This is a genomic window from Acetobacterium carbinolicum (assembly GCF_047456275.1).
GTDB classification, from domain to species: domain Bacteria; phylum Bacillota; class Clostridia; order Eubacteriales; family Eubacteriaceae; genus Acetobacterium; species Acetobacterium carbinolicum.
In genome coordinates, this window is the sequence record NZ_CP173357.1 from 3,684,412 (window position 1) to 3,697,901 (window position 13,490).

Annotated in this window: 15 protein-coding genes and 1 riboswitch; all 15 genes read right to left on the reverse strand. The window is 43.5% G+C overall.

Annotated elements, in window-relative coordinates:
* Window positions 1–10 precede the first annotated feature (10 nt).
* On the reverse strand, window positions 11–763 hold the full coding sequence (locus ACIZ62_RS17070; protein WP_111888801.1) for an ABC transporter ATP-binding protein: 753 nt from the start codon (window positions 761–763) through the stop codon (window positions 11–13).
* Window positions 760–1,851: a FecCD family ABC transporter permease gene (locus ACIZ62_RS17075; protein ID WP_204355411.1), complete on the reverse strand. Its 1,092-nt coding sequence runs from the start codon at window positions 1,849–1,851 to the stop codon at window positions 760–762. The genes ACIZ62_RS17070 and ACIZ62_RS17075 overlap by 4 nt, the downstream gene beginning before the upstream one ends.
* Window positions 1,852–1,853: 2 nt before the next feature.
* A complete protein-coding gene (locus tag ACIZ62_RS17080) occupies window positions 1,854–2,678 on the reverse strand; it encodes a class I SAM-dependent methyltransferase (RefSeq protein ID WP_414150728.1) in 825 nt (274 codons plus the stop codon).
* Between the two features lie 151 nt (window positions 2,679–2,829).
* A riboswitch (cobalamin riboswitch) is annotated at window positions 2,830–3,008 on the reverse strand.
* Between the two features lie 156 nt (window positions 3,009–3,164).
* On the reverse strand, window positions 3,165–3,656 hold the full coding sequence (locus ACIZ62_RS17085; protein ID WP_414150729.1) for a flavin reductase family protein: 492 nt from the start codon (window positions 3,654–3,656) through the stop codon (window positions 3,165–3,167).
* A 19-nt stretch (window positions 3,657–3,675) separates the two neighbouring features.
* Window positions 3,676–4,497 (reverse strand): MBL fold metallo-hydrolase, encoded by an 822-nt coding sequence (locus ACIZ62_RS17090; RefSeq protein ID WP_414150730.1) that lies wholly within the window; start codon window positions 4,495–4,497, stop codon window positions 3,676–3,678.
* Between the two features lie 48 nt (window positions 4,498–4,545).
* Window positions 4,546–4,761: a DUF5320 domain-containing protein gene (locus tag ACIZ62_RS17095; protein WP_414150731.1), complete on the reverse strand. Its 216-nt coding sequence runs from the start codon at window positions 4,759–4,761 to the stop codon at window positions 4,546–4,548.
* Window positions 4,762–5,058: 297 nt separating this feature from the next.
* Complete coding sequence (locus ACIZ62_RS17100; RefSeq protein WP_414150732.1) at window positions 5,059–5,562, reverse strand: flavodoxin family protein; 504 nt, start codon at window positions 5,560–5,562, stop codon at window positions 5,059–5,061.
* Window positions 5,563–5,581: 19 nt separating this feature from the next.
* On the reverse strand, window positions 5,582–7,120 hold the full coding sequence (locus ACIZ62_RS17105) for an ABC transporter substrate-binding protein (protein WP_414150733.1): 1,539 nt from the start codon (window positions 7,118–7,120) through the stop codon (window positions 5,582–5,584).
* 112 nt (window positions 7,121–7,232) lie between these two features.
* Window positions 7,233–8,168, reverse strand: a complete 936-nt coding sequence (locus ACIZ62_RS17110; RefSeq protein ID WP_414150734.1) for an ABC transporter ATP-binding protein — start codon at window positions 8,166–8,168, stop codon at window positions 7,233–7,235.
* The gene (locus tag ACIZ62_RS17115; protein ID WP_414150735.1) at window positions 8,158–9,096 is read right to left on the reverse strand and encodes an ABC transporter ATP-binding protein; all 939 of its coding nucleotides are present in this window, start codon (window positions 9,094–9,096) and stop codon (window positions 8,158–8,160) included. The genes ACIZ62_RS17110 and ACIZ62_RS17115 overlap by 11 nt, the downstream gene beginning before the upstream one ends.
* Window positions 9,097–9,107: 11 nt before the next feature.
* Window positions 9,108–9,944 (reverse strand): nickel transporter permease, encoded by an 837-nt coding sequence (gene nikC / locus ACIZ62_RS17120; protein WP_414150736.1) that lies wholly within the window; start codon window positions 9,942–9,944, stop codon window positions 9,108–9,110.
* Window positions 9,944–10,885, reverse strand: a complete 942-nt coding sequence (gene nikB, locus ACIZ62_RS17125; protein ID WP_414150737.1) for a nickel ABC transporter permease — start codon at window positions 10,883–10,885, stop codon at window positions 9,944–9,946. Before nikB ends, nikC begins: the two co-directional genes overlap by 1 nt.
* Window positions 10,886–10,888: 3 nt before the next feature.
* On the reverse strand, window positions 10,889–12,010 hold the full coding sequence (locus ACIZ62_RS17130) for a methyltransferase (RefSeq protein WP_414150738.1): 1,122 nt from the start codon (window positions 12,008–12,010) through the stop codon (window positions 10,889–10,891).
* Window positions 12,011–12,144: 134 nt separating this feature from the next.
* The gene (locus ACIZ62_RS17135; RefSeq protein ID WP_414151873.1) at window positions 12,145–12,732 is read right to left on the reverse strand and encodes a class I SAM-dependent methyltransferase; all 588 of its coding nucleotides are present in this window, start codon (window positions 12,730–12,732) and stop codon (window positions 12,145–12,147) included.
* A gap of 296 nt (window positions 12,733–13,028) precedes the next feature.
* Window positions 13,029–13,265 carry a hypothetical protein gene (locus ACIZ62_RS17140; protein WP_414150739.1) on the reverse strand — a complete coding sequence of 79 codons (237 nt, stop codon included), beginning with the start codon at window positions 13,263–13,265 and terminating at the stop codon, window positions 13,029–13,031.
* Between the last annotated feature and the right edge of the window lie 225 nt (window positions 13,266–13,490).

Here is a 13,490-nt window from a genome sequence, read left to right on the forward strand (position 1 = left end):
CTCGCTTCTTTTATATTGGAACCACAACCGAACGATTGTTGACTTGCTCAACCGTTACGTCTACCCCATATACTTCTTTTATATTTGCTTCGGTAATAACCTCCTTCCCACCGGCAGCATGGATAACACCGTCTTTTAGTAAAATATACTGATCGGCAAAGCGTAATGCCAGATTCAGATCATGAATAGTTACCACCGCCGTGATGTTTTTAAGGTAGGCAATTTCTTTGATCAATTGAAGCACCTCCAATTGATTTTTTAGATCCAGGCTGCTCGTTGGCTCATCCAGCATTAGCACATCAGTTTCCTGGGCTAATGCCCGACCAATTAACACCTTCTGATATTCGCCGCCGCTTAACTCATCGACATTTTTTAATGCAAATTTTTCCAAATTTAACATCTTGATGGTCTCATTGACAATATTTAAATCATTCTTCCCCACATCCCATTTGATATAAGGTTTTCTACCAATCAGAATCGAATCAAAAACTGTCGTGGTTGTACTTTGATTACTCTGAGAAACATAAGCCACTCTCTGGGCCAGCTCACTCTGTTTAAACGCTTTAATATTTTCCTGATCAATTAAGACACTCCCGCCCTGAGGCTTCAAGATTTTGTTAATACACTTAAGCAAAGTCGATTTCCCGGCGCCATTTGTTCCCAGTATCGCCAAACATTCCCCGCGCTTCATGGAAAAAGAGATCCCTTTTAAGACGTTTTGGCAAGGATAATCAAAAGCCAATCCTTCAACTTGTAAATTCAACGACGTTTACCTCCTTTAAGTAAGAGATACAAAAACAGGGGTGCCCCTAAAAATGATGTCACTGCTCCCACTGGCAATATAATGGGAGAAATAATCGTTCGGGCAAAGGTATCCGAGACCAGCAACAAAAGCGCCCCCATTAAGGCAGAAATGGGAATCAAAAAGCGATGATCCCCGCCGATGATCCGCCTGACCATCTGTGGTGCCACCAAACCGATAAACCCAATCACACCAAGAAATGATACCGTCACTGCGGTAATCATCGATGATACCAGCATCCCGCCAAATCGGGTTTGCTCGACATTGACCCCCAAACTCTTAGCGGCATCGGCACCATTGTCCAGTGCATTATAATCCCAACGCTTCATCATAAAGTAGATCATCGCAAGACCCACCACCGCAGCCAAAATATAAACCTCTGTCCAGCCAGCCCGACCCAGGTCCCCAAAGGTCCAGAAGATAGCGGCAGCAATCTGCACTGATTCAGCAAAATACTGAATCAAGGTGGTGCCTGCTCCAAAAAGAGAGCTCAGTGCCACCCCTGCCAGAACAATAGACTCCGGCGAAAAACTGCGCATTCGGGACAGCAGCAAAATTATCATGGTCGCTCCCATGGAAAAAGCAAAGGCAAAAATCGTTACCAGATAAGGATTGTTGACAATAATCGGCTGCGCTGCCGAGCTTTGCACCGTCCCAGCACCCAATACAATAATAGCGATATTGGCACCAAAGGCAGCTGCACTGGAAATCCCCAAGGTAGAAGGCGATGCTAACGGATTTCTTAAATTATTTTGCATCACACATCCGGCCACTGCCAAACCTGCACCGGCAATAACCGCGGCCAAAACTCGGGGCAGACGAATCCGCCATACCACTACACTAGAGATTTCGGTACCAATGCTCATCAGGGTTTTGACAATGTCGGTGGGGTCCAATTCCATGGCCCCACTATTCATGGCAAAAATGGCTACCACCAGCAACAAAGCGCAAAGAATGAGAATCAACACGGTTTTTTTGCCCGTGAATTTCTGGTATAATTCCAGGCTGTCGCCCTCCACCTCAATCACGGCACTTGGTTTTTTTAGCATCTTTATCTCCCGTCTATTTGAGCAGACAGAACAGACCACAGCAATTGACCGTTTTTGGAATAGTTTATATCTTCAATCTGTCCGTCTTTGCTTTTATTCTTAAGATAATCCCGAATCGTCTGTTTTGTCTCTTCATCGGTAGCCCTTAACATATGGGCATAATAATTGGTTGCTTTTTCCAGCTCCCAGATCTTTGTCCGTTGATTCTCACTATGTCGAAACTCCGGAAAAAAGCCCATATCCCATAATATATTAAAAGCGTAATATAAGGTATTCCGGTAGTCAGCGGTGCGGTTTTCTTTATTCAGTGCCACTCGTAGTTCATTTCCAATTTTATCTTCTTTGATCAGGTGTCCACTCATAAAACAATAGCCTTTGGAGGCCTGATTCATTTTTTTTAATTCCTCGGGGCCGCTAATAGCTGGGCTCATAGAAGCAAAAACGAGATCAAAATAGCCTTCCCACCCTTCTGCGGCCAAATCCGCCTTTTCCCAGGGCATAACCTTAAACGTAAAAAAATCAACCTTTACACTGGCAGCATTTTCCTTTGTAAAATCAATCATATTAGGGGAAATATCAATCCCCACTACTTCACAGCCCATTTTTAAAAATTCTTTGGAATAGCGCCCAGCACCACATCCGATATCCAGTACTCTCGCTCCCGGGAAAATAGCATCCTTGCTTTTTAAAAGCGACAGTACCGGATCATCAGCCATTTCCCTCTTTCCCATCTCATTAAACTCCGAAGCCCGATCATCCCAAAACTGCTGGGTTTCATTTAGATCCGTCTTTTTCTTGTTGTCAACCCATTTTTCCTCAAAAGTCATCGCTTCTCCTCTTTTCTTTTTTCATTATTTTAAACGCTTTTAATTTCTCTGATCGCTTACCTTGGGCAAATAAAAAAAGAGCTTCTTTTATTAATAAAAGAAACCCTTCCCATCTCAAGGTATTCTAAATCAAGCGGCCAATCATCCCCTGGCATATTTTTTAAATCAAGGCAGGTCTCCTGACTAACAGTTCATCCTATTCTCTCCTTCCCAGGCTTTAGCCCAGTGGTTTTTTAAGAATTCGTCCCTGTTCACAGTGGTGGGTCCGTGCTTTCTAAGCTTCCCTATTCTCCGATCATCATAATCGGCACCTTGAATGATAAGTTATTAAATTAAACTCATTTGATAAAATCGGCGCCCAAAATCTTTCAGGCTAACGTTTTCAATAAGTTATCTTTTTTTATGTTACAAACCACTAACATGTTTTTGACATATTACCATTATATTTTTTTTATGTCAACCACAAAACTCTATATTCTGATCTGTTTATAAGAATTTTATCTGTGAAAAATCAATACAACCATCGTCACTGACCATTTTTGAATCGGCGTGGACATACTCAATTTTTCCGACAAACATTTCGTGAGAACCGGTGACAATTGAGTCTACAATGCTACATTCAATATTAACTGGGCAATCGGCAAGAATCGGAGCATTGACAAATTTAGCTTCTTCTAAATTGACCTTCATCACCGCCAGCTTATCTTCTTCGCGTTTGCTGTGGCTACCCAAATATTTAAAGGTTTCTTCATAGGCTTGATCAACCAGATTCACCACAAAACAGCCGGACTCTTTAATCAGATGATACGAATACCGTGAGGGTACAATCCCGACCATGACCATCGGCGGATCATAACTGCAGTTTCCGCAATAGCCCACCGCCAGGGCATTGTTTTCGCCATTTAATCCCCGACAAGATACCAACACCTTGGCCACTGGATTTAAACACGACTTCATATTTCCTTTTACTTTGTTCATCATTTTCTCCTTGTTCTTTTTAAATAATAACCCGGCTACCGGTTGCCAGATAATTAACCTGTTCTCCCAGCATCATTTTTAGGATTTGATAAGGCTCTTCCCCAGTACAATGGCAGGTATAATAGATTGTCGCAGTTTTTTTGAGTTCGTTACCAATTTCCTCAATCAATTCTTTTGCCTCCGATTTTTTTCGGGCACGATTGTAAAGATGAAATCCCCCAATGACAACAGTCGGCTGCATATCATAGTTTGATGCCATATGATCAAGAATATTAACGACTCCCTTATGAGCACAACCTGCCACCAGCACGACCTGATTTCTTTCCCGGATGATCAGGTTCTGTTCATGACAAAAATCATCTGCCATCCGTAGCCCATCTTTTTCCATCAGCAGGTCAGCGTTGGCCGTAGAGCAACAGCGTTCTCCCTGAACATTTGAAAAAATGCACAAAGCATCATCGATGACGAAATCCGCTGCCAAAAAGATAAAGCGCGGATTAGAAAACAGTTCCTGATCCAGACCGATATAGGCCTCCCCGTCTGCTCTTTTAGAATAATGATTTTCAAAGGCTTGACCATTGATATAGATTGCAGCCTTATCATTGATCTTAAGAAATGTTTTTAAACCACCACCATGATCATAATGACCATGACTAATGACCAGGGTATCCACTTCGCAAAGGTCAACCCCCAGTTTTTTGGCATTTTCTGCAAACAGACAGCTGGCACCCACATCAAATAGCAATTTATGGGTTTCGGTTTCAATGTATAAACTCAATCCATGTTCATTTTTGAATTCTTCAGACACCGATGTGTTTTCAGCTAATGTTACAATTTTCATGCCTTCACCGGTTTCCATTCTTGCTCAATTGGAAACATCCCTTCCGTATTAATTTTTTTCGATTTCTTTACGTTGCTGGTCAGTTGCTTGACCTGGTTCATCAAGATTCTCAGGTTCATGCGTCGATTTGCTTTTCGAACTTCTGCGACAACCGCAGCCACAACCTTTTCCACGGCGTTTGGCGTTAATTCCCGAGCAACGTCCCAATCCTTTTCCACTTTTTGATCCCTGACCATCCGGTCCGGTCCGATCTCTACCTGGCATTTTAAGGACTCCTTTATATCTTATTGGTATACGTTACTTATAATATTTATTATAAATCTTATAAGTAACATATGTCAATAATTATTTTTAATCCGTGCGGACTACTTTGCCAGCTTATTATATCAACTCACTGAAGGATTCGCTTAATAACTGTTTGGTGTACCAATGTTCGGGGTTTTTGAAAATGTCGCGGGAAATCCCATGTTTCACAATTTTTTATTACAAGTTACATCATTCCTCATGGGACAACACCACTTAAACACCTTTATGACGCGCTGAACTTTATTCTCCAATGCTTTATTTAACAAACAGTCGCAGCGCCTGTTCGCCGACCCGTTTCCCGAACAGTTCAAAAAAATCTTTCCGTTCTTCCACACCATTATTCACGCCAATGCCAATCGGACCCAGATGAATATAGGGACGTCCACAGCCGGCACCCGATGAATAGGTCAGCATCCCTCTAACCAGCATATGGCTGATCATCGACTGCAGAGCAATATCACCGCCCCCATGCATGGCGTTGGCCGTGGCAAAGGCCGCTCCCATTTTTCCACCCAACTGACACGACCAATCCTCGTCAAACCATTTTTTAAACTGCCAGCACATATTGGCCACATAGGTGGGGGTACCCATGATCACGGCTTCACTGTCGTTAATAAATTGACTGTCGACGGATTCCGGATGATTTAAATTCATCAGCCGAATCTCGAAATCTCCCGCCGTCAGCATCCCCTCTTTGATATAGCTAGCTGCCTTTTCGGTATTACCGGTTTTACTAAAATATAGAATTGTAATTTTCATTTGATCTCCTCATCCTTCCTTACTTCAGGTAAACGCCTCTTAATTCAAGCCAGGGGTCTTCCGCTGAGATCTCGTAACCCTGAACGTTATTTCTTGTTGCCACAATTTTTTCTTCATGCAGCAGGTAAAAAGCAGGAACCTCTTCCAATATCATTTTCTGCAAGTTACCGTATATCTCGGCTTTTTTAGCATCATCTGTTGTACTTTCGCCTTCTTGTACCAGTTGATCATAAGCTGGATTGTTGTAGTGACTGGCGTAATTTTTTGAGAAATGGACCTTAACGTGGTGAGGATAAGGGCCCCAAACATAATAACCGGTTCGCATCAGCATATCAAAATTCCCGGCTTTTTCAATTTCGCTAAAAGCTGCCGCTTCCACCTGCTGCACCTCCACATCAAAACCAATTTCTTTCAACTGAGCCTGACAAATTTCTGAAATTTTTAGCTCTCTCGGACTCCAGGACTGACCAACCAGTAACACAACCTTTAAGGGCTGTCCATCTTTTTCCAGAATTTTATCACCATTGTTGTCTTTCCAGCCAGCGGCTGCCAATAACGATTTGGCGGTTGCCTGATTCTGGCTGTAAAGCGGCAGATCTTTAGCCGAATACATCATAACGGGTGAATAGGCTCTTCCTTGGGCTGCCACCCCCACATCATTTAACGCATTCTTAACGATTCCCTCGGTATCGATGGCATTGGCGACAGCTTTTCGAACACTGACATCATCAAACGGTGCTTTGGCCGTGTTAAACTGAAGAAAGTCGGTAAAGGTACTGAGTTTGCGGTTGACGGTGATATCCTTATCCGCTTCCAGCTGGGCAACATCACTTTCGGGAATTTTAAGGCTCATATCGACATCGCCAGAGGTCAGCGCCATAATCCGGGTGGATGAATCCGGAATAATTTTAAAGATAACCTGGCTGAGCTTCACTTCATCTCCCCAGTACTCTTCATTCTTATCAAGAACCACTTCCTGTCCCTTGGTATAGGAATTATACTTAAAGGGTCCGGTTCCAATGGGTTTAATAAACTCACCCGTTGCACTGACACTGGTAGGGCTGACGACCGGCCAGGCAATATGGGTCATATAAGTGGGCAACGGCATGGGTTTGGGACAGGTGAACTTTACGGTATAATCATCGATTACTTCGATGTTTTCAAATTGCAGGGTTTTAGCCATTGTCACATAGGCCCGATCCCCATAGGAATATTTCACCGCTTCAGCAGTCAAAGGGGTACCGTCATGAAATTTGACATCCTGCCGTAATTTAAAGATCCAGACTTTTCCATTTTCCTGGGATTCCCAAGATTCCGCCAAACCGGGAACCATATTCAAGTCGGCATCCAATCGTACCAGGGTTTCATAAATCTGGGACCATACAAAACGGGCGTCACCTTCCGGGAATTTGGTAATATCCCAAGTATTAATATCCGTTCCGATCGCCACATCCAATATCTGATCTTTGCTGGCAGTGGATCCATTCACACTGCATCCACCAACCAGGAACATGCCCATCAAAATAATGGCTACTAGATATAATTTTTTACTTTTCACTTTTCTCCTCCTCAGGTTTTTAGATCGATCTATTAATTTTTCTATGCCGGAAAAAGATTGCTTTTTTATCATTTCTTCCGGGCAACGATAATCGTTAACCATTGTCATCAGTTTATAACGACGCTTTCCAGCAGGCTACTGTATGACCGGGTGCTTTTTCGTGCAGTTCCGGTTTGTTTTTGCAGGCTTCTTCAGATTGACAACAATGCTGAAAAAACTGACAGCTATTGCCCCCCTCCGGCCGCAGTGGTTCTGTGTTTTTTGTCTCCCAAACCGGCTGATGGGCGAGCGATGATTCTACCAGCAACTGGCTGTAGGGATGTCGGGGATGGTTATACAAGTCTGCGGCTGGGGCCATTTCTACAATCTGGCCTTTGTACATCACCGCAATCTGATCGCTCATCCATCGGACGACTTCCAGATCATGAGAGATAAACAATAACCCAATTCCATGTTTTTTCTGATTTTCTTTTAAAATGTGAAGCACCTGGGCCTGTACCGAGACATCCAGCATCGAGGTGGGTTCATCCGCCACCAGAAATTCTGGATTGAGTGATAGAATCCGCGCCAGCACCACCCGCTGAATTTGTCCGCCACTGAGTTCATGGGGATAGCGGCTTAGATGCTCTTCACTCAAACCCACCTGTTTCAAAAGACTGTCCATGTCCTCCTGTGCAGCCAAGTTTTTTGCGTACCGCTGCTGAATCCGCCGGGGCTCAGCCAGACTCTGCGCAATCTTCATCCGCGGGTTTAGCGCGCTTTCCGGATGTTGGAAAATAATCTGCATTTTCCCACAAAACTCTTTTTTCAAGCTTCCCCGTTGGGTTAAAACTTCTTGTTCATTTAAAAATATCTTTCCTCCGGAGGGCGGTGTCAGTCCCAGCATGGTTCTCGCCAGCGTGGACTTGCCACAGCCACTTTCACCAATCAACCCCAGGGTTTGGCCCTGGGCAATCGAGAAGTTCAGCTGTTCAAGCACCGACTGCTGTTTTGCATGCATGTTTCCAGTTTTGTAATGTTTGCATAGGTTTTCTACTCTAATCAGCATATAAACACCTTACCTGAGAACCGTTTACCACGCTCAAGGGTACCCTTTGATACCGGCAGGCGGCCTGTCTGATTTCACAGCGGTCATAAAACCGGCAACCCGAAATCACCTGACTCAAACTCGGGCTTTGTCCGGGGATTGGCGTCATTCCAGCCTCCGGCAAAGACTGTAACAGCCCCTTGGTATACGGATGTGCGGGCTTTTTAAGAATTTTTTGGGTCGCTGCCATTTCAATGATTTCCCCCGAATACATTACCACGATTTTATCACAAAGACATTCAGCCACTTTCAGATCATGAGTGATTAAAAGTAAGGCGGCGCCTGTTTCCGCTTTCAATTGCTTTAGCAGCTCAACCACCTGAGTTTTGACAATGGCATCCAACCCTTTGGTGGGCTCATCGGCAATCAGAAGCCGGGGTTCTCCGGTAATGCTGATGGCTGCCAACGCCCGCTGTTTCATTCCGCCACTTAACTGGTGGGGAAATTGTTCGCTGACTTTTTTTGCTTTTTTAATCCCCAGAAAAGTAAGCATGTCCACCGCTTTCTGTTTGGCGGCCGGCTTACCCATTTTTCGGTGAAGAACCAGTCCTTCCTCGATCTGTGTGCCGATTTTCATCGCCGGATTCAGAGAAGTTGACGGACTCTGGGGCAAAAGACCAATGCCGCCGCCGCGAATTTCCCGCATCGCCTGATCCGATAAGGTTAGCAAGTTCTGTTCCAGATACCGGATTTCGCCGGTGACCCTGGCATTATAGGGCAACAACTTTAAGATCGACATCCCCAGCACCGATTTTCCACAACCGGTTTCGCCGATAATTCCCACGGTTTGACCCACTTCAATGTCCAGATCGATATTTCTACAGGCCTGCACTTCCCCATTTCGCGTTTTAAATGCGGTATTCAGATTTTTTATGCTCAGTAATGTCAACTCCATCACTCCTATTCTTCGATCACTTTTCCATACCGAGGGTCACAGACATCTCTTAACCCATCCCCCAGAAAGTTAAAAGCCAGTACCGTCACCATAATAATCACGCCCGGAAAAATCGTTAAATAAGGGGCTGACTGGAGATAGTCTTTGCCATAACTTAACATCAAACCCCACATCGCCGTCGGTGGTTGCACCCCGATTCCAAGAAAACTCAGAGCCGCCGCTCCCAGAATGGCCTGACCGATGCCAATACTGGCCATCACAATCACCGGCGAAATAATATTGGGCAGCAGATGCAAAAAGATGATGTAACCATCACTGGCACCAAGGGAGCGCGCGGTTTCGACGAACTCTTTCTCTTTTTCGGCCAAAACCGCCCCTCTGACGACCCGGGCATAACCCATCCAGCCAACTAAAGCCAGAGCAAAAATAACGTTTGGCAGCCCCGGCCCCAGCAAACCTGCTACCACCAGCGCCAGAATCAACCCGGGAAAGGCCAGAAAGACATCCACAATGCGCATCAGAAATTCATCAAAGCGACCACCGTAAAACCCTGCGGTCAACCCGATCCCCACCCCAACAAAAGCTGAGACCACGGTCACACTCAAACCGATAAACAAGGCCGTCTGGGTTCCGAAGATGATCCGGCTTAAAACACAACGACCGTACTCATCGGTACCAAAGGGATAATCCCAACAAGGCGCCATCAATGCCTTTTCCAGTAATTGCTCATAGGGATCATGAGGTGCCAGAACCGGTGCCAATAGCGCCACCAGAATCAGCATCGTGATAATGAGCAGTCCGCTGAGTGCCATCTTATTTTTTAGAATATCACGTATCATCATTATTCCTTCTGATAACTTATTTTAGGATTCAAAAACAGATAAAGAACATCCACAATCAGGTTGATCAGGACAAAAATAATCGCAAACAACAAGGCACAGGCCTGAACCGTGGCAAAATCCCGGGCGTAAATTGAATCAACCAGAAGCTTGCCAATTCCCGGCCAGGCGAAAATCGATTCGACAATCACCGTTCCACCCAACAAATGACCCAGTTGAATGCCAATTACGGTGATGATCGGGATAAAGGCATTTTTTAAGGCATGTTTGAAAATGATCCGTCGTTCTGATAACCCTTTTGACCGGGCCGTGGTGACATAATCCTGATTGAGTACCTCCAGCATGCTGGATCGGGTCAGGCGGGTGGTAATGCCCGCCAGTCCCGCTCCCAGTGTCAGTGCCGGTAACACCATATAACGAAGGCCACCATAGCCAAAAACCGGAAACCATCCCAGGGTAACCGAAAATAGCAGAATTAACAGGAGTCCCAGCCAAAAATTCGGAACACTGGTTCCGATCAAGGCGCTGGACATGGTTAGATAATCCATCAGCGAATGCTGTTTGGATGCCGCAATCACACCGGCCGGAATCGCAATTACCAGCGATACCAGCAGCGCAGCAAATGATAATTTCAGGGTAGCCGGTAAGCGGATCAGAATTTCTTCCAAAACCGGTTCTCCGGTAATCAGTGAGTTGCCAAAATCACCGCTGATCATATGGGTCAGCCAATGAAAATACTGCACCATTACCGGTGAATCCAGACCTTCTGACAGCCGGATTGCTTCCACCTCTGCGGTTGTCAGGTTTTCTGCCCCATAGCGGGAAATGGCAATCATTTCCGCCATATCCCCCGGCGCCGCATGCATCAGTGTAAAGGTCAGGACGGTTACCCCGAGTATGACAATCAATAACAAGCATAAACGTTTACCGATATACCGGTACATTGCTCAACCCCCAATCGCTTCAACCTCATCCCGCTCGACATACTGCTTTTTAGCTTTCTTTTTTGCAATAATCATCTTTGCCTCCAATGCATCGCCAAATTTTGACAGCGGTTCTGTGGCAAAGTCTTCAGTCTCAACAATCTGGGCAATCGTAAAATACTGCTCAAGCAAGCTAAGATAGGCTTCAAATGTCAGATCTCTTGCAAAACTATAGATTTTTCGGCCCTTTTTAACACCTTCAAAATCTGAAAGATTATACTCAAGATCAAGCAGCGGATCTCTCGATCCTTCATCCTTGCCATAGAAAATGTGCTTGCTAATAAATAAGCCCCCTTCTTTCAGCGCCGAAAAAATCTTCGGCACCAGCTCCGGGTTTTTTCCGCCCGGATTGTAGGAGAACAATACCAGATCATAGTCATTACCAATAGCGTCCATAAAAAGATTACCCGGTTTTAAATCAATTCGATGGCCATCATATTTTTCCAGATATTTTTGGGTCGCCTCAATAACATCCGCAAAATCATAAATATCGATCTCGAGATTCTGGTTAAGCCGACTCAACGCGACTGAATAAAGACCGTGTCCCCCGCCAAGATCCAGCAGTTTTTCTGCCCTGGAAAATTCGGGCAATGATGCGATTAGACTTGTAGTTTTTTGCAGCTCACCACACATAATTTCAGAGGCGAGGGAATGAATCAGATTGTCCTTAAAATAATCAGCTTCGCTTACTTTGATCGGTCCATTTTCTATTACTTCATCAAGTCTTTCCCAGAGTGAAAAACCATTTTTGATGTTAAACAACACTTCTCCCTGAAAATACGGCGACTCACTTTTAAAATAGCATGTGCTGAGTTCTGAGTTCTTAAACACCTCGCCGCTCTGCTCAATAAAACCGATTTCAGCCAGACTCATACATATACAATCGGTCAAATCTGGATTGGTACCCAACTCTTTTGCTAAATCAACTGCTGATTTCCATTCATCCAGATGATTAAAAAAGCCTCGCTTTATCGCAGTATCGAGAATTTTAAACTGTTTAAAACTCCTCGAGCAGGTATTCAGGAATTGATACAATGGATCCGTTTCCACTATTGGTTTATTAAGCAACACATCATCATTAAACACGTTTGATCTCCTTCAACTAGCTTGTTAATTTCAGATTGTATTATCAAATGACTATCTTTTGATAATACAACGTTTTTTATATACATGTATAAAGTTGTATATACTATATAGGACAAAAAAATTATCACCTCATCTTATACTTTTCGTCCTGAAATAATATATAAGGCTTCGGTATCCACCATTATATCAACGGAAAAACAGGCCCGGAATTCTTCCGATTCTGTCATCACGTCATTTAAAGTCGTTGAAACCATTTTTACATGTTCACCCGAATGTCGGCCATTGATCGTCTCTTTGCTTTCACTGTGGGCAATCATAAACCGTCCCCCTGGTTTCAGACAGGCCGATAATTGCAGCATCAAGGCTTCTTTGTTTTCAAAATGGGGATAAGCACTATAGACGATGGCAAAATCAAATCCCTTCTGATCAAACGCATAAAAATTGGCATTTTCAAAATGAACCAGCTGACTCTTGTAATTCTTCTGTGCCTGAATGATCATTTGTTCTGATAAATCAATGGCAACAATCTCAGCTGGTTCTTGCTTTAATAAATGTGGGATCAGTATCCCTGTCCCGGTTGCAATATCCAGAATCCGACTAGCCTTTTTTATTCCTGCCAGGGTCAGAATCGCGGAAATCTTGTAGGGATCATGCTGACAGATACTGTCCCATTTTTTTGCAATGTTATTAAAATACTCTTTTGTCGCTTGACAATTATTCACACTCAACTTCTTTACACTCCTTCTTTTTTGCAAAAAAAACGCCAATGAACCAAAACTCTTTTCAAAGAGCTTCTGCCTCACTGGCGTCTTAATTAATTCTTAATTTAAGTAAGTGAATTATAACAAGATTACTGACAATTGTCAATAACTACTTTTAGAGAAGTTTGACATCGTTACGTGTTTTTTTACTACTTTTTAAGAAGCTTTCAATATATGAACATGTCTATGAGTTTTGTGTCATTGCTTTTTATACAGATTGACTCTTGCTATATAAATTAGCGTCAAGTACGGTTTCTTTAAACCTCTTCCAACAGAAAATCAATAATATTAAGATGCTTTATTCCATTCCTTGAAAAATCGAACTTGTCTAAAGACAATACATATTTGGGATAATTATCCTTAACCGATTCATATGCGCCAAACTCTCGATCAACAACGCTTTCATCTGCAAGCAAATATGCCACCTGATAATAAGCACGTTCATTGCCATCCATTACAATAAAATCAACCTCTCCTTTGGGGGTTTTTCTCACATAGACCTCATACCCTCGATTATTTAACTCATTGAAGATGAGATTCTCAATCAGAGCACCGATCTCTGTTTTAAATCCGGTATTCTTATGTGGCTATTATACCAAAAATAGACGCTTTTGTTAATTTATTTCGTTTTAACAAAATATAATTTATTATTCTCAGCTTATTTTGTTTGAACCGTTTTTAATGGCACCGGTATCTTTAATCAGGATTATACCCCCGAT